Origin of the sequence: Shewanella sp. VB17 (assembly GCF_013248905.1) — a bacterium.
Classification (GTDB): domain Bacteria; phylum Pseudomonadota; class Gammaproteobacteria; order Enterobacterales; family Shewanellaceae; genus Shewanella.
In genome coordinates, this window is sequence record NZ_JABRVS010000001.1 from 1,645,502 (window position 1) to 1,661,922 (window position 16,421).

Annotated in this window: 12 protein-coding genes; 10 read left to right on the top strand and 2 right to left on the bottom strand. The window is 40.6% G+C overall.

The window, feature by feature from the left end; genetic code table 11:
• Positions 1-43 precede the first annotated feature (43 nt).
• The 8 genes from HQQ94_RS07025 to HQQ94_RS07060 all read left to right on the top strand — a co-directional run bounded on the left by HQQ94_RS07025 (position 44) and on the right by HQQ94_RS07060 (position 7,265).
• A complete protein-coding gene (locus tag HQQ94_RS07025; protein WP_173293741.1) occupies positions 44-436 on the top strand; it encodes a hypothetical protein in 393 nt (130 codons plus the stop codon).
• Between the two features lie 54 nt (positions 437-490).
• Positions 491-688 carry a hypothetical protein gene (locus HQQ94_RS07030; RefSeq protein WP_173293742.1) on the top strand — a complete coding sequence of 66 codons (198 nt, stop codon included), beginning with the start codon at positions 491-493 and terminating at the stop codon, positions 686-688.
• A 240-nt stretch (positions 689-928) separates the two neighbouring features.
• Positions 929-1,231, top strand: a complete 303-nt coding sequence (locus HQQ94_RS07035) for a hypothetical protein (protein WP_173293743.1) — start codon at positions 929-931, stop codon at positions 1,229-1,231.
• A 678-nt stretch (positions 1,232-1,909) separates the two neighbouring features.
• A complete protein-coding gene (locus HQQ94_RS07040) occupies positions 1,910-2,542 on the top strand; it encodes a hypothetical protein (RefSeq protein WP_173293744.1) in 633 nt (210 codons plus the stop codon).
• 204 nt (positions 2,543-2,746) lie between these two features.
• A complete protein-coding gene (locus HQQ94_RS07045) occupies positions 2,747-3,487 on the top strand; it encodes an SDR family NAD(P)-dependent oxidoreductase (protein ID WP_173293745.1) in 741 nt (246 codons plus the stop codon).
• A gap of 73 nt (positions 3,488-3,560) precedes the next feature.
• Positions 3,561-3,911, top strand: a complete 351-nt coding sequence (locus HQQ94_RS22490) for a RidA family protein (protein ID WP_173293746.1) — start codon at positions 3,561-3,563, stop codon at positions 3,909-3,911.
• A gap of 281 nt (positions 3,912-4,192) precedes the next feature.
• Entirely contained in the window at positions 4,193-4,735 is a 543-nt protein-coding gene (locus HQQ94_RS07055; protein WP_173293747.1) for a DUF962 domain-containing protein, read from the top strand.
• An 859-nt stretch (positions 4,736-5,594) separates the two neighbouring features.
• Entirely contained in the window at positions 5,595-7,265 is a 1,671-nt protein-coding gene (locus HQQ94_RS07060) for a 7TM diverse intracellular signaling domain-containing protein (protein WP_173293748.1), read from the top strand.
• A 559-nt stretch (positions 7,266-7,824) separates the two neighbouring features.
• Here the strand turns inward: HQQ94_RS07060 and HQQ94_RS07065 are convergent.
• Positions 7,825-8,868, bottom strand: a complete 1,044-nt coding sequence (locus HQQ94_RS07065; RefSeq protein ID WP_173293749.1) for an IS110 family transposase — start codon at positions 8,866-8,868, stop codon at positions 7,825-7,827.
• A gap of 196 nt (positions 8,869-9,064) precedes the next feature.
• Between HQQ94_RS07065 and HQQ94_RS07070 the strand changes: the two genes are divergently transcribed.
• Together HQQ94_RS07070 and HQQ94_RS07075 are read left to right on the top strand one after the other, a co-directional pair.
• Positions 9,065-10,042, top strand: coding sequence for a transposase (locus HQQ94_RS07070; RefSeq protein WP_173293750.1), 978 nt, complete (start codon positions 9,065-9,067; stop codon positions 10,040-10,042).
• 1,586 nt (positions 10,043-11,628) lie between these two features.
• Positions 11,629-12,129 (top strand): hypothetical protein, encoded by a 501-nt coding sequence (locus HQQ94_RS07075; RefSeq protein ID WP_173293751.1) that lies wholly within the window; start codon positions 11,629-11,631, stop codon positions 12,127-12,129.
• 411 nt (positions 12,130-12,540) lie between these two features.
• Here the strand turns inward: HQQ94_RS07075 and metH are convergent, their stop codons facing one another.
• The gene (metH, locus tag HQQ94_RS07080) at positions 12,541-16,299 is read right to left on the bottom strand and encodes a methionine synthase (RefSeq protein ID WP_173293752.1); all 3,759 of its coding nucleotides are present in this window, start codon (positions 16,297-16,299) and stop codon (positions 12,541-12,543) included.
• Between the last annotated feature and the right edge of the window lie 122 nt (positions 16,300-16,421).

Here is a 16,421-nt window from a genome sequence, read left to right on the forward strand (position 1 = left end):
GTTTGCAATGGCCCGTTTACCATAATTGTCTCAAGGAAGATGAATGAAGTGTCCTACAGATGGAAATATATTAAAAGCGGGTGAAGTCGAAGCGCATGCAGGTTATGGCTGTTCATCATGTAAAGGTGCTTGGTTACCTAAAAGCTATGTTGCTTCACTCAAATATACCAAAGAATTTGAGCCAGAAAAATTTTGGACGAATTTAACCAATAAACCTCATCACATCACTCAATTTAGGTGTCCATCAAACTGCGGTGTTTTACACTCTATTGATGATTTAGCAGGCATTAAGTATTGCTCTACATGTTTGGGAATGTGGTTTGAGTCAAGCACATTAACAATGATGCTTAAAGGTTATCGTAATAAAAAAGAGCCTGTGACTATTACCGATGCAACAATGGGCTTTTTTGACATTATTGGGCATTTACTGCCATAGCGACATAACGAATTACTGAATTTAATCATACTGGTGGGGAATAAGTTAAAAATAATGATGGCACAAGTCGAAACCGCGATTGAGGTCGCTTATCAAAATCAAATATCATCTCTATATAATGTATTGTCAAATGCCATACTGATGGCTAATGGTAATGATAGCCAACTTCACGAAGCAGAAACGCTGTTTTCCACCGGTTTAGACTTTGCATCTGACGTTCGTTCTCGTGCAAGAAAAGCTGCTGGGTTATAAGTTTGACCAAAACTAATAACGTTTCTGTTTAACAGCTAATTCGGCATGCATGCCTTTTGAACATAGAGTTTAGCTACGAGAAACTTCGCCTTGCTTTGAAACATGCAACATGCAACAGGAAAGAGGTGAAAACGGACGGTAATTGGCAGCTTGCACGTTATTGTTTTATTATTGAGCTGTAGGAACAATATAATTTTGCTCCACATTCTAGGTGGATGTACACACCATGGAGGATTGCAATTGCCAAATAAACCTTGGGTAAATATTTATAATCATATCTATGAAGATTGCATCGTAGGCAATACTGCAGGGCTAGAACTGCTTAAAAAAGCGATAGATAAAGCATTGGCTGAAGGTGACTGTCAGATGGAGGATGAAATGGAGTCTGATTTTATCTCTATTTATTCGACAGAAGATGTGCTTCCTGAAGAGAAGCAAAGTAAAACCTCTAAATTTATCGGTATATTCATTATGTCATTACTCTTTATTTGGCTTGTAGCGCTTCCCACTCTAGGGATTTACAAGTTATGGGCGACACTGTAGTTAATTGTTATTTAACCACAAAAAGACTTGTGGTTATTTTTCTTACTAATCATTTAATAAGATAAACAGATACTCATTCATTTCACTTTTCGGTTGTCCTTAGACTAAAGTCGTGATTGTTTCACAAAAAATTACTGATATATTTCTTAGGAATGAGTACCGCGATATAGCGTCGGTTATTCCTAAAATCTCAGGACGACTTTACCCTATCTGGTATTTTTTATTTATAGCAACAAGTTATTACCTATATGTTGCAATGTTTAACACTTGAGCTGGGAAATCCCCTCTGATATTCCAAAGCATAAGGGGATGCGTGACAAGACCTAAAGCCCTAAGTTGATCTCCTTTCCTACAGTGTCATTGTTGTAAAAAATAATATCTTGTTGTTTTTATTGTTAACTTTAGGTGTTGAGTTCTTAAGATTACGATCAGGCATAAAATAAAAAATTTAGTCTAGGGGTTTTAAGTCCAATGGTACGGTTTGTACTATAATCAATAACTTTCTAATGTATAACAATATAATAGGTATCATCACACTACTTTTCTCCGTCAGTCGAATACCTTAATATCAATTTAGCCCCTTTAGATATTGATCGTTTATGTAACCGTGACTATCTATTTTGAGATGACCTTGATAATTTAAATCTGAGTTATATAAATCAATTTATAAGGTACGTCATGCTTATTGGTAAATACGCAAATCCTGAGTTATCAGCAATATATAAGAGAAAAGACATACATCAAGGTAATCATGCTCCCACAGCAAGTGATTGGTGGGCTAATGATCCTACATTATTACGACAAGGCCCCTCAACACGAAGACCTAAAGGTAATGGGATCTGTAAAGGTACCGCGAGTGCATGGTGCATCGCATTTCTTAATCAGGTACCTGAAGCTACTGAGTCTCAAGGGTATGAGGGCTATTATGAAAATTATTTAAGATTTCAAGCCACGATGATAAAAGATTTTGAGGGAGATATAGACTCCCATCTACGGGCATTTAACAATTTAGGTATCGATACTAAGGTTAATGTTGTTAAGCAAATACAAATTGTGGATCTTCATGTAAACATGATCCCAACTACGGGCAGGTGGGCTGCTTATATATCACTTTGTAAGCATGATATCGCAATAGGAGGTGATAATTCTACCGGCCGCTATTATATTAATGAGCCTAACACCGGATTATTAACTTACCTCACATTAATTAACTTTCTAAACGACTTGAATAGTTATATGAGATCTTTTCGGATTCAAAGAAGAGTACAGATCTATACGAAAGTTAAATTTTGGATAGTCAAAAAGAAGTAAGTTGTTACACATTCACAATTTAAAGCTTAAATAGTAAACGATAAGTATTACCCATTGATATCTAATATAGTGCACTAGCTTACAAATGACTTAACAGGAAGTCACCATTTTCTCATCAATGTGCCTTGAATGGAAAAACCTGAAATGTGAAGTGGTTAATTATTTAATATAATGGGTACAATAAAATAAAAACAAGGTGTTAGTATGTATGATTTTCAAGGGAAGCTCTATCTCATTACAGGAGCGACGAGTGGGATGGGGTTGTCCGCTACAGAAAGTATTATTGATCATGGTGGCAAGGTTATTGCTGCAGGACGAAACAACAAGAAGCTCAAAGAGTTAGAAGCGCGATATGGTTCAAATATTGTTGCGGTTGAAAATGATTCAGGTAGTCCATCTACAGGGGTTGAACTTGCTGAAGTCGTCAAAAAGTATGGTTATCTTGATGGTCTTTGGCTTAATGCTGGTATAGCGAGACTTGATGGTTGTGATGAAATAACAGAAGACATTTATAAGCAAGTTATGGATGTCAATGTTAGGGGGCCCATATTACAAGTTTCGGCGTTAAGTCAATATCTTAGAAAGAATGCTTCTGTTCTTGTCTCGAGTTCTAGTTCTGTCTATGAAGGAGCTGCTCTAACGAGTTTGTATGCAGCGTCAAAAGGTGCGCTACTAGCAAGTGTACGAGTCTGGGCTAGGGAGTTTGCTCCAAGGGGTGTCAGAGTGAATACATTGGTTCCAGGGCCTATTGAAACCAACTTTCGTCGTTTTTTACCTGAAGATGCTAAGCTAGCGTTTGAGAGTTTCGTTATTAATCAAGTTCCCTTAGGAAGAGCTGGTACAGCGCAAGAAGCGGCATCAGTAGCTTTATTTCTTTTGTCGAGTCAATCATCATATATTACAGGTAGTGAGATCCCCGTCGATGGTGGTTTGATTATGCGTTAAACTGATATTAAACCAATGTTAGGCATGGCCTTATGATGTATTATCGTTAAACAAGGTGTTAAGAGGTAAATAAGTGATTGAGAGAAAAAGTGGGATCTATGATGGACGTAATAAGTCATCGGCGTACAAGGATTTAGTTTGGACTGTCGCCACATCTTCTGATACCTCGGCTGGAATTGAGGAGCAGACAAGATTAACGTTAGCGACTATTGAAGCTAATTTAAATGAGCTGAGCTCAGATAAAACTCGGATTGTTTCGGCTCAAGTCTATATTGCTAATATGCTTGATAAACCACTAATGGATTCGGTTTGGCAAGCTTGGTTAGGTGTTCATCCTCAGCATTGGCCTCAACGAGCATGCTTAGGTGTCCAGCTTGAAGGTAATGTGTTGATAGAAGTGACGGTAACAGCAGTGCGAAAATAGGCTGCTATAGCATGATTTTTTAAGTTTTAATGCCACTTACTTTTGTGCATAGCGCTCTGTAAAAAACGCTCTAAGTATCATATTGTTCAGTTTGCGTTATTGCGACAGCAACGAAGAAGTATAAAATAAGCCTTGTTTTCTTCGCTGATCCAAGTGGTAATATTTATGCGAAATGGTGGCAGTCAATAAAAAATAAGATTGATAGTCCGCTGAGTCTTTCTTTTGAAAAATTAAAGGCTCTATCAGGATACTTAATTTTTGTCATTCTTGGAGAAGGACAGATGAAATCCGCTGAAGAACAGCTATCGACTTATAAAAGCGTACATTTGAATCGCAAGAATGTGAACACCCACTTTGTGGGAGTTCCGCTGATAATCTGGTCGGCATTTGTCATGTTAAATACCATCCCGTTTAGTTTGTTAAGGTTTGATTATCTAAATTTTGAGATTAATACCGCCACAGTATTGTCTATTGGTATACTGATTTATTACTTCGCATTGCATGTTCGTCTAGCCATTGGTCTTACTCTGTTTATTTTCCCGGTACTTTATAGCTCCTACCTCGTATCGCAGTCAGGCAGTGTTTGGTTGATTGCAATTGGTGTGTTTGCGATCGGTTGGATATTTCAGCTTATTGGTCACCAATATGAGCAGGCAAAGCCCGCTTTTATCGATGATTTAAATCAACTGTTAATTGGGCCATTTTTTCTGATGGCTGAAGTTTACTTTCTACTTGGATTTGAAAAGGATCTGAATGAACTTATCACGACAATGGCGGTAGAAAAACGTCGTGCACTAGAAGATGAGCGGTGTAAATCGCACTAACCAATATTCAGTATCATTTGAGAAAGTCGTAGGTAAAAAAAAGCATCCATTATCTCTATTGAGATAAGGATGCCACATCATTCTAGTAAGAATGATGATGTGAAAGGGGTTAAGCTATTAGCGCTAGCAATTAAACTTAATTCTTCTCACTGGGGCTCAAAATAAGCGCCCTAAGGGGAGGTGATGAACCATGATGAAAACATTAAACTCATAACATCTAAATCGTTACATAAGGTAAGAGCCTCACTTGTGGAAATAGTTCATATTTTCTTTAAATTATTTGTTTAGCGTGTGATGTTCACAAAAAAAAGGCAACCATAGGGTTGCCTTATGACCTCTTGGGTCAAGGGGACCGCGCTAGAAGCCCCAGGGAGAATGATGAACATGAAATACTCTTCACTGTTCATCTATTTTGAGCTAATAATGCTGTTAAAGTTCAATTTTTTTGAAATTTTTTACGATTTTATTCTTTCGTTATCTGATCCAATTAGTAAATTTTATTCTTAACTTTTGTTTTTAAAGGGAATTGTTTTTCATGTAAGACTGAGTTTGTGTTGTCTCGTTATTCAACACAAACAAGTGGCAACGCAGTAGAAAGGGTCAATAAACCTTGCCCTAGGCTTCCAATGGCCTTATTGCGGTGTTGTTTTTTACTTAACCCTCATCATCGACGCCTTACACTCAATTGATTGAGGTTGAGCAATATTTATACTTTAAATCTAATTCCTGCGCCAAATAGGTCTAAACTTAAATGGTTAAGAATAATAAAATAATATTTTTCTATAGCATTAATGCTCGATAAACCGATGAGTCATTATTATGGGGATTTTTGTATTTATTAATCAGGGGTTTACTATTGATGATCCATAAAGTGATAATGTTATTATTACTGTCTGTTAACCTTTTCGGTTATAGCTTCTCATCTTTCTGTGCCCCCTCACTGGATCAATCTTTTATTTTTTATGCCGAAGCAGGGCAAGAAACACCACAAGCCTACACCGAAGTGACGGATTGGATGTCGACATTAGATAAGGCCGATGCTATTAGTTTGACTGGAGGCAATTATTGGCTGGTTGTGCCAGCTAAAATATATACTCGAGATACTAAATGGGCTATTAATGTTCGAAACTCTATCATTGAATCAGTAGACTATATTTTATTGGGCAGTGATGGAAGTGAACAGATTCGCCATAGCGGCTACTATGATCCTTATGAATTTTTGTTTGAATATGGACGTGAGGTTGAGCTTCATTATGGCGTTAATTACTGGTTCGTACTTCGGATGGATAGCCGTTACTTTTCATCTTTTCCTAAGCTAGAGATTGAACCTTACTATCAGCATAAAAAAAATGCAGATATTGAAGCTATGTTGGTCATGCTTTGTTTAGGAGGTTTGCTATTTATTGCTTGTTATAATTTACTCATTTATTTTTCTACTCGAGATCGTGCATTTCTCTATTACGGACTCTATGTGATTACCTACTTTACTGGCTGGGCATTAACCTTTCATCTTGGTGCACATCTTTTTGATTTTCACAAGCTAGAGATGCATCATTTGTTTTTTATCGGCTTGCCGATCTTTAATATCTTATTTTATAAACACTTTCTACAGCTCCCTGAGTACTCACCTAAGTTATGGAGGTTGAGCCAATTGTTGATGTGGGCATGCATTATTGCGTTGCCAACGAGTGTATTTTTACTTTCTTATACTGCGCTTATCGCTTCAGTATTGATCATGCTCTGGATAGTTCTGGCAATCACATGTGGTAATGTGTGTTTAATTCAAGGATTCTATCCAGCTCGTTACTTTATCTTTGCTTTTACGTGCCTTTTATTACCGGCAGTGATCATACTGCCGGGTAATATGGGAATAACATCAGATTTAATTGAAAATGCGGAATTGGCCACCTTAATCGGCGGAACTGCTGATGCGTTAATGTTATCTTTGGCGTTAGCCTACAAAATAAAATTGTTGTCTGAAGAGCGTCAAACCTATATAAAAACATTAAGAATTGCTTGGGAGAAAGCGAGGACAGATCTATTAACTCAGCTACCTAACCGACATGCATTCGATGAACATATGTTATCAGAGACCTTTTTTGGGGTCGATACAAAGAATACATTCGCGCTTATTTTGCTTGATCTTGATGGGTTGAAATTGCTTAATCACAATTTAGGGCATCAGGAAGGAGATAGCTTATTGGTCTATGCTGCCAAAGAGCTAAAAATAAGTTGTGAACTGTTAGATAGTGTCAATTTGTTTAGAATAGGGGGGGATAATTTTGTTATTTTACTTCCACAAGATCAAATCTCTGATATGTTGAAAAAACTTGATGAGCTATCAAATTCCATTATTAATCAAGTGTATAAAGATGCTGGGATCAGTTATGGTTACGCACTTAATACGGGGGCTAAAAGTGCCTGTGAATGGTTAAGAATGGCTGACAGAGACATGTATAAGCGCAAAACGTTAAAACGGCGTGATGATCAGTTGCAAAGAATGTCAGTGCAAGATAAATCCTTGGTTTAAATCGCTTGCAGTAGGTTAATATTCTACCTAGAAAAACACTAATATCCCTATGTCGACTGGCTTATCTGAGATAATCTTGGACAAAAAAGCATGACAATCATATCTTTTATTTAAAGATGACAAAAATCCATAGCAAAAATCCATAGACATATATGGACGCTCCCGGTTAGTCAAGGTAATACTCATCTAACCAAGGTATTTTTGACCTTAGTTTCTTTGTTAACTATTACCTCTCGTTACGTGTGTATTGACTGACTCTTTTCGCTTTAAGCGATAGTGCTGACCTTCTTGTTATAGTAAGAGGCGGGCTTAACACGTTCTCTTTTTAGAGAAAATGCGCCCCTGATGAATTCCGTACCTACACACCTAAAAGTATTTGAACAGCCAGTCGGGTTATTAACCCTTGTCTCTAACGGGTTTATGTAGGATGAACTGAGTCTTTTCTCATCAATTTAACACTTACCTAAAAGGTGACTATCAAGCGCTCACAACAGCCACTCGGGCTCAGTACAGGCCCTTGTCTTGAACGAGCTTTGCTTGATAGTCGATACCGTTAACATTATCGGACGCACAATATTATCTCTGCCGTTTGGCCGATTTGTGCTTGATAACGTGTTTGTTTTTTCAATAATACCCACATCAGCCTTGCCAGTTTATGTGCCGTCGCTACTGCGGTCTTATTAAAGCCTATTCGCGCTTTTAATTGGGTTATCCATTGGTTGAGTGCATCATCTTTTTTGTGTGCATGACTGACAACAGTTCTCGCCCCATGGATGAGTTGTTTCCGTGAATAGCTGTCACCACGCTTAGTAATACCATAAATCTGGCTTTTATTTCCTGAGGCATATTGCCTCGGTGTTAGCCCAAGCCAGACAGCGAGTTCTTTAGGGCCATTAAAAGCCTGGCCTTTGTCGATACAAGCTTCAAAAGCGGAGGCTATTACATGACCAATACCCGGTATGCTGAGCAGTATCTGTCCTGTTTCGGTTTGCTCTACCTTCTGTTTTATCAACTTATTGAGGTCTTTGAGTTGCTTAGTTATTTGCAAGTATTCATCATAAACTTGGTTGAGGAGATATCTGAGTAAAGGTCTCTGCTCACTGTCATTGATAATATCCCAGATGTTTTGTTCAAAAGCGGTAAAACCTTGTGGGAAAACAAAGCCAAAATCAACCAATAATCCTCGAATTTGATTGGTGCAAGCAATGCGCTGCTTGATTAACCGGTCTCTTATTCTATGCATCATCAAGACCTCTTGCTGAGCCTCTGACTTAATTGGCACAAAACGAATATTAGGTCTTGAACTTGCTTCAAAGATAGCTAATGCATCGTTACTGTCATTTTTATTGCCGCGAACAAATGGGGTAACATGTTGAGCGGGTATCAACTTAACGTTATGGCCAAATTGTAAACCGACACGCCCCCAATAGTGTGATGAATAACAGGCCTCCATAACCACAGTACAAGCAGGCGTGTTGCATAGCAGCTCTTTAAGCTGATTTCTATTCAGCCGTTTGTTATAGACTTTTTTAGCATCTGCAGTCATTCCAAGTACTTGGAATACATTCTTTGCAAGATCAATCGCAATAGTGGTAACTTTCATAGTGGACGCTCCTTATGTAACTGAATGGTCAATATCAGTTTGGCGCATTGACGCCGAATTAGGGAGCGTCCATCTCATCAGCCATCGTTAATTGCACTTCCTGTCGCTGTCACAAAATCCATAGACAGCCATTGTTAATTGCACTTCCTGTCGCTGCGACTAAAATTTAATCATGGTGATATCATTGGAGTGAGTTATGCCACAGCCTAGAAGAACGCTAATCAGTATCGAAGACACGCCTTATTATCATTGTTGTAGCCGTGTCGTGCGCCGCGCATATCTCTGTGGTGATGATAAGTACACAGGTAAAAACTATGACCATCGACGCGGTTGGGTTGAGGCGCAAATTCTTAAATTATCTGAAGTATTTGCGATTGATGTGGCTGCCTATGCGGTGATGAGTAATCATTTGTATATTGTGTTATATATCGATTTAGATAAAGCCAATGTCTGGTCAGATAGGGAGGTGGTAGAACAATGGCATCAATGCTTTAACGGCACAGCACTCACACAAAAATTTGCTCGAGGTGAAGTGATTGATGAGCACCAAGTGGCTAAATTAAAACATCTTATTGCAACTTACCGCTCACGACTGAGTGATATTAGCTGGTTTATGCGATGCCTTAATGAGCCGATTGCCAGACAAGCCAACTTTGAAGATAATTGCACAGGTCATTTCTGGGAAGGGCGGTTTAAATCTCAAGCGCTTTTGGATGAAGCGGCAGTGCTGGCCTGTATGGCTTATGTCGAGCTTAATCCTATTCGCGCTAAGATTGCCAATACGCCCGAGAATTCAGACTACACCAGCCTTCAATTGCGAGTCAAAGCAGCAATTAATGGAAAGCAGCCTACCAGATTACTGCCTTTTATTGGGGATGAACGGCTGAATCAACCCAAAGGCATAAACTTCGCGCTGAAAGACTATCTTGAATTAATTGATGAAACAGGCCGTATTATTCGAGATGATAAACGCGGAGCAATCTCAGCCAATGCAGATAAGATATTAACGAGGCTAAACATTCCTGCTGAAAATTGGCTCAAAATCACCACAGAGTTTGGGCATCTATTTCATGGACCAGTAGGAACATTGCAAGAGCTAAGTCGTTACTGTGAACACTTAAATAAAAGACGACGGCATTTTTCCACGAGTTGTGAGTATCTGAAAGTAGGCTAGGCGCTGGATTCACGTAATAAGTGCAACAGAGCTTTAATATACCTCCAATAAAATCTTCCTCAGTTTATCAACAGAGCAGATATTCCTCGTCTAAAAATCAACTTTTTACGACAAAAAACCTCATTTTGTTAAGAGCACTCGGTTATATGAGCTTAACACTCCTTCCTTTCATGAGTTGATAGTTGCAAAACATAGAGCGTTCGCTAGAATATAGGTATGTTATTGATTAACAATGGCTGGCTATGATTTCCCGTTTATCAACCGAGCAGATATTCCTTGTCTGAAAATCAACTTTTTATGACAAAAAGCCTCATTTTGTTAAGAGCACTCGGTTATATGAGCTTAACACTCCTTCCTTTCATGAGTTGATAGTTACAAAACATAGAGCGCTCGCTAGAATGTCGATATGTTATTGATTAACAATGGCTGGCTATGATTTTCTAACACTTAAATAAAAGACGACGGCATTTTTCCTCGAGTTGTGAGTATCTGAAAGTAGGCTAGACGCTGGATTCACGTAATAAGTGCAACAGAGCTCTAATATATCCCCAATAGAATCTTCCTCAGTTTATCAACAGAGCAGATATTCCTTGCCTGAAAATCAACTTTTTACGACAAAAAACCTCATTTTGTTAAGAGCACTTAGTTATATGAGCTTAACACTCCTTCCTTTCATGAGTTGACAGTTGCAGAACGTTGAAGGCTCGCGGGGATGTCGTTATGTTATTGATTAACAATGGCTGGCTTTGATTTTGGGCTTTGATTTTGGTTCGCGGGGATGTCGGTATGTTATTGATTAACAATGGCCTGGCTATGACTTTGGACTCCTAAATAAGCCTCCGGCTTTGCCGGAGGTAAGTTAACTTCGTGGAGCCCAGTGAAGTAACTATCTCTAAACTATCTAAAATGAAGGCTAACGCTACAACTTGTCCCCGTTGGAAATCCTTAGCTTTTCAGAAGGATTTCGCCGGGGCGTCATAGGTGGATGCAAGGAGGATAAGGACGAGCAGTCCTCCTTGCCCTGTGCAGAGTGGAACACTGCGACTTTAATTTAGGCCTTTGTCCACCGAGCAAACAAGTTGCCCTCCCGCTCAGGGCTACCGACTCTACACCGTGTGAACGTGAAGCCAATTCTGATCACTCAGTATCATAATCCTCGACCTGATCGCGACCAATATTGGTCACTCAAAGTAGCGTGAGGGTGGGTGATTCGATTTGCTATTAATTATCTTGAAAAGGTGATCCTAGCAAGTTTTAATCTTCTGCCTTAGGAGTCGTAATACTTTTTCTTGACATAAAATTAATCTTAACTAAAATGTCGCGAAATTATAAATATAATGTTAGATATCTCTTGATTATTTAGAGATATCTGTTAGAGAAAAAGATCAAGAACGGTAGCTGTTAAGCGACCGAATATAATGTAACTACATGAAAAACCAATTTAAATTATTGATATTTAAGTGAGTTAACCCAGTGTGGAATAACGTTGATAGGTTTGTCGATTACGTTAAGTATTGGTTGGATTCTACTTAAGTATTTACCTTTTTTGAAAAAATTATTAGATGACATTTTGAGATATTAGATTTATGAGCAGTAAAAATATAGATGGTACACAAGAATCAGAAGCTGTAATAGGTGCTAAGGAGTTAGGTTATGGTGGCTGGCTGAGGTTTTTAAAAGCATATCTAACCATATCTATGGTGGGATATTTAATTGTTATTATTTTTTATGCAACTCACATTGTTTGGGAATATTTGATATTCGATAAAGCACTAGATATTTATGCTCTAATGCTTGGAGTACTACCTGGTTTCTTTCTTTCTTTTGCCATATTGAAAATATTAAAAATACAGAAAGAGCATATTCCAAACAAAATAACATTATATATAGATATTTATTTTACACTTAGCGTCGTTATTTATTTTTTACTTATTTATCTTTTTAATGAAAGCTACATATCAGAAAAACCAGGGATTATGGCTTTTGAATTTATATTTCGTTTTTGTTGGATTCGTTATTTTAAAAAATCTAAAAGAGTACTTTCGTATTACGGTAAGAATGCTGAAAAAGGTTATGGTTTGGCTTAGTGATAGTTAAGCTTGTTTTATTAAATATATGGTTATTAATTTACATTGTATTAAAAAACAGGACAGGCATATATTTCAACTATCCCAAGCGCCGCCCAAAGTTACAACTTGTTTCCGTTGGAAATCCTTCGCTTTTCAGAAGGATTTCGCCGGGGCGCCATAGGTGGATGTAAGGGCGAAGCTTATTGCAATAAGCTCTCTAAGCGAGAGGTAAGGATACCGAACTGGCTATTAACAAGGATGTTGTTGATGAGGCCGCTCTTTGACATCCATGTCACCGCGGCATTAGTGAATCCATTCACATCCGACGAGCAGCCCTCCTTGCCCTACTCTTTATTGCAAGAAGGAATGGCATTCCACGATGTTTGTCAGGCGAAGCCTGACTCAAGCCCACAAAGAGTGAGTCTATGATCACTCAACATCATAATCCAAAACTGGTGTTAACCAGCGCTCAACCTCTTCCACACTCATGCCTTTTCTTGCCGCGTAATCCTCGACCTGATCGCGGCCAATATTAGTCACCCCAAAATAACGCGATTTAGGGTGGGCAAAGTACCAGCCAGATACCGCAGCAGTTGGAAACATGGCAAAGCTTTCGGTGATGTTAAGTCCGATAGTCTCATCGGGTTTAAGTAAGTCCCACAGCAAGCCTTTTTCGGTGTGATCGGGACAAGCCGGATACCCAGGTGCAGGACGAATACCTTTGTACTTTTCACGGATAAGTGACTCGTTATCGAGCACTTCATCCGCCGCATAACCCCAGAACTCTTTACGCACGCGTTCGTGCATACGTTCTGCAAAGGCTTCGGCTAAACGGTCGGCGAGACATTTGAGCATGATGGCGTTGTAATCATCGTGATCGGCTTCAAAACGTGCCACATGTTCGTCGATGCCATGGCCGGTAGTGACAGCAAAGCCACCCATGTAATCGGCGACGCCTGAGTCTTTTGGCGCAACAAAGTCGGCCAGACAGAAGTTGTCGTTGCCCACACGTTCAATTTGCATGCGCAGGTGATGGGTGGTCATCTCAAGCTCGGTGCGCGTTTCATCGGTGTAAAGTTCGATGTCGTCATGATTAACTGTATTGGCTGGAAATAAACCGATCACCGCTTTGGCGGTTAGCCATTTTTCCTCGATGATTTGTTTCAGCATGGCTTTGCCATCGGCAAAAAGCTTGGTGGCTTCTTCTCCTACGACATCATCGGTTAAGATTTTAGGGAAGTGGCCGTGTAACTCCCAGCTGCGGAAAAACGGCGTCCAGTCGATACGCTCAACTAAGTCTTCCAGCGGGTAGTCATCAAATACCTGACGGCCGAGCACATTAGGCACGAACGGGGCATACGTGTCCCAATCATGCTGACAGCGGTTGTCACGCGCAGCTTCAATGGAGGTGATTTGTTTACGTTTAGCTTGTGACAGACGCTTTTCGCGCATGATGTCATATTCTTCATAAGCAGCGTCAATGGTCGCCTGACGTGTCTCGTTGTTAATCAGTTTTGACACCATAGGCACGGCGCGTGAGGCATCGGCAATATAGATAGCTCCGGTTGGTGCATGAGGGGCTATTTTGACTGCAGTATGGATTTTAGAGCAAGTTGCGCCGCCGATAATCGAAGGGATTGTTAGTCCAGCTTTATGGAAGGACTTGACGTTATGTACCATCTCATCGAGGCTCGGAGTGATAAGGCCTGACATGCCGATGATGTCGACATTTTCAGCCACGGCCACATCAATAATTTTCTCAACCGGCACCATGACGCCTAAATCGATCACTTCATAACCGTTACAGGCCAATACCACACCGACAATGTTCTTGCCGATATCGTGTACATCACCTTTAACAGTGACCATTAAAATTTTACCGTTGGACTGACCTGGCGTCTTTTCGAGTTCGATATAAGGGTTGAGATACGCCACGGCTTTTTTCATCACGCGGGCCGATTTTACCACTTGTGGCAAGAACATTTTACCAGAACCAAACAGATCGCCAACGATATTCATCCCGTCCATTAACGGACCTTCAATCACATCCAGTGGACGAGTCGCCGCCGCGCGTGCTTCTTCAGTATCTTCATCGATATAGTCGGTAATGCCTTTCACTAAAGCGTGAGCTAAGCGCTCATTAACTGATTTAGTGCGCCATTGAAGATCCTCTTTTTTTGCGACTTGGCTGCCGTCACCGCGAAACTTTTCAGCGACTTCTAATAAGAGTTCAGTGTTGTTGCTTGGTTCACCGTTAGCATCGAGTGCAGTACAAGGCAGGTTTTGGACGATGGCCTCAACCCTTGCTTTTAATTCAGGGTCGATATCGTCATAAATCGCCAGTTGTCCGGCGTTGACTATGCCCATGTCCATTCCCGCTTGAATGGCGTGGTAGAGAAATACCGCATGAATCGCCTCACGCACCGGATTATTACCACGGAATGAGAAGGATACATTGGACACACCGCCGGAGATCATGGCATGAGGCAAGGTGCGCTTAATCTCGGCAGTGGCTTCGATAAAGTCGACGGCATAGTTGTCGTGTTCTTCTATGCCAGTGGCGATAGCAAAAATGTTCGGGTCAAAGATAATGTCTTCTGGCGGAAAACCGACTTTATCAACCAGCACGCGATAGGCTCGGGTACAAATTTCAATTTTACGTGCTTTGGTGTCGGCTTGGCCTTGTTCATCAAATGCCATGATAATGGCGGCAGCGCCATAGCGCTTGACTAACCTTGCTTGTTCGATGAACTTTTCTTCGCCTTCTTTTAAGGAAATCGAGTTAACGATGCCTTTACCTTGAATACACTTAAGTCCGGCTTCGATCACCTCCCATTTAGAGGAGTCGATCATGATTGGTACGCGTGAGATATCCGGCTCAGAGGCAATAAGGTTGAGGAATTTATGCATCATTTCTGCGCCATCTAACATGCCTTCATCCATGTTGATGTCGATGACTTGCGCGCCGCTTTCTACTTGTTCGCGGGCGACACTAAGGGCTTCTTCGTATGCGCCGGTTTTGATAAGACGCAAAAATTTTGCCGAGCCAGTCACATTGGTGCGCTCACCCACGTTTAAAAACAATGAGTTTTCATCAATAGTCAGCGGTTCAAGCCCGGATAGACGACAAGCAACCGGAATATTTGGCAGTGGACGAGCAGGGTGCTTTATGACGGCGTCGCGGATCACCCGAATATGCTCTGGCGTGGTACCACAACAACCACCGATAATATTGAGAAAGCCTTCTTGGGCCCACTCGCCAATAATATCAGCCATTTGCTTAGGCGTTTCATCATAGCCACCAAATTCATTGGGCAGACCCGCATTGGGGTGGGCTGAGACGAAACATTCTGAAATTTTAGACAGCTCTTCGACATAAGGTCGCAGCTCTTTTGGCCCTAGGGCACAGTTAAGGCCGATAGATAGGGGCTTAACGTGACGTAGCGAGTTATAAAAGGCTTCAGTTGTTTGGCCCGTCAAGGTACGACCCGATGCATCAGTGATGGTGCCTGAGATCATGATGGGTAAGCGGCCACCGAACTGATCATAGGCCGTTTCGATAGCAAATAGGGCCGCTTTGGCGTTTAGGGTGTCAAAAATGGTTTCTACCATAATGATGTCAGCACCGCCTTGAACCAGTGCCGTGATCGATTCGACATAAGCCTCGACGAGCTCATCGAAGCTGACGTTACGGTAACCGGGATCATTCACATCAGGGCTGATAGAGCAGGTACGGTTGGTCGGGCCAAGCACACCAGCAACATAACAAGCACGGCCAGTTTGTGCGGTGACTTCATCACAGGCGGCGCGGGCTAAACGTGCGCCTTCAAGATTGATTTCGGCCGACAAGTCTTGCATGTCGTAATCCGCCATGGCAATACGGGTGGCGTTAAAGGTGTTGGTTTCGATAATATCAGCACCTGCAAGCAGGTATTGTGTGTGGATTTGCTTGATGGCATCAGGTTGAGTGAGCACTAACAGATCATTATTGCCTTTAACATCGCTGGGCCAGTCTTTGAATCGCTGGCCGCGAAAATCATGTTCTTCGAATTTACAGTCTTGGATCATAGTGCCCATAGCACCATCCAAAATGAGGATCCCTTGGCTCAGTTTTTTGGCCAATGTAGCGCTGAGTTGCTGACCTTTCTCATTGATATTATTCGGAATATTGAGGCTGTTTGTGGTCATAAATTCTACCTGCTGTAACGGCTAAATTGCTCAAACTTAAGCATATGTTTATTATTTCTACATTTCTGATTTTTTATATTATTATAATTCAGTCATTTATGTATGTTCGAATACGTCATTGA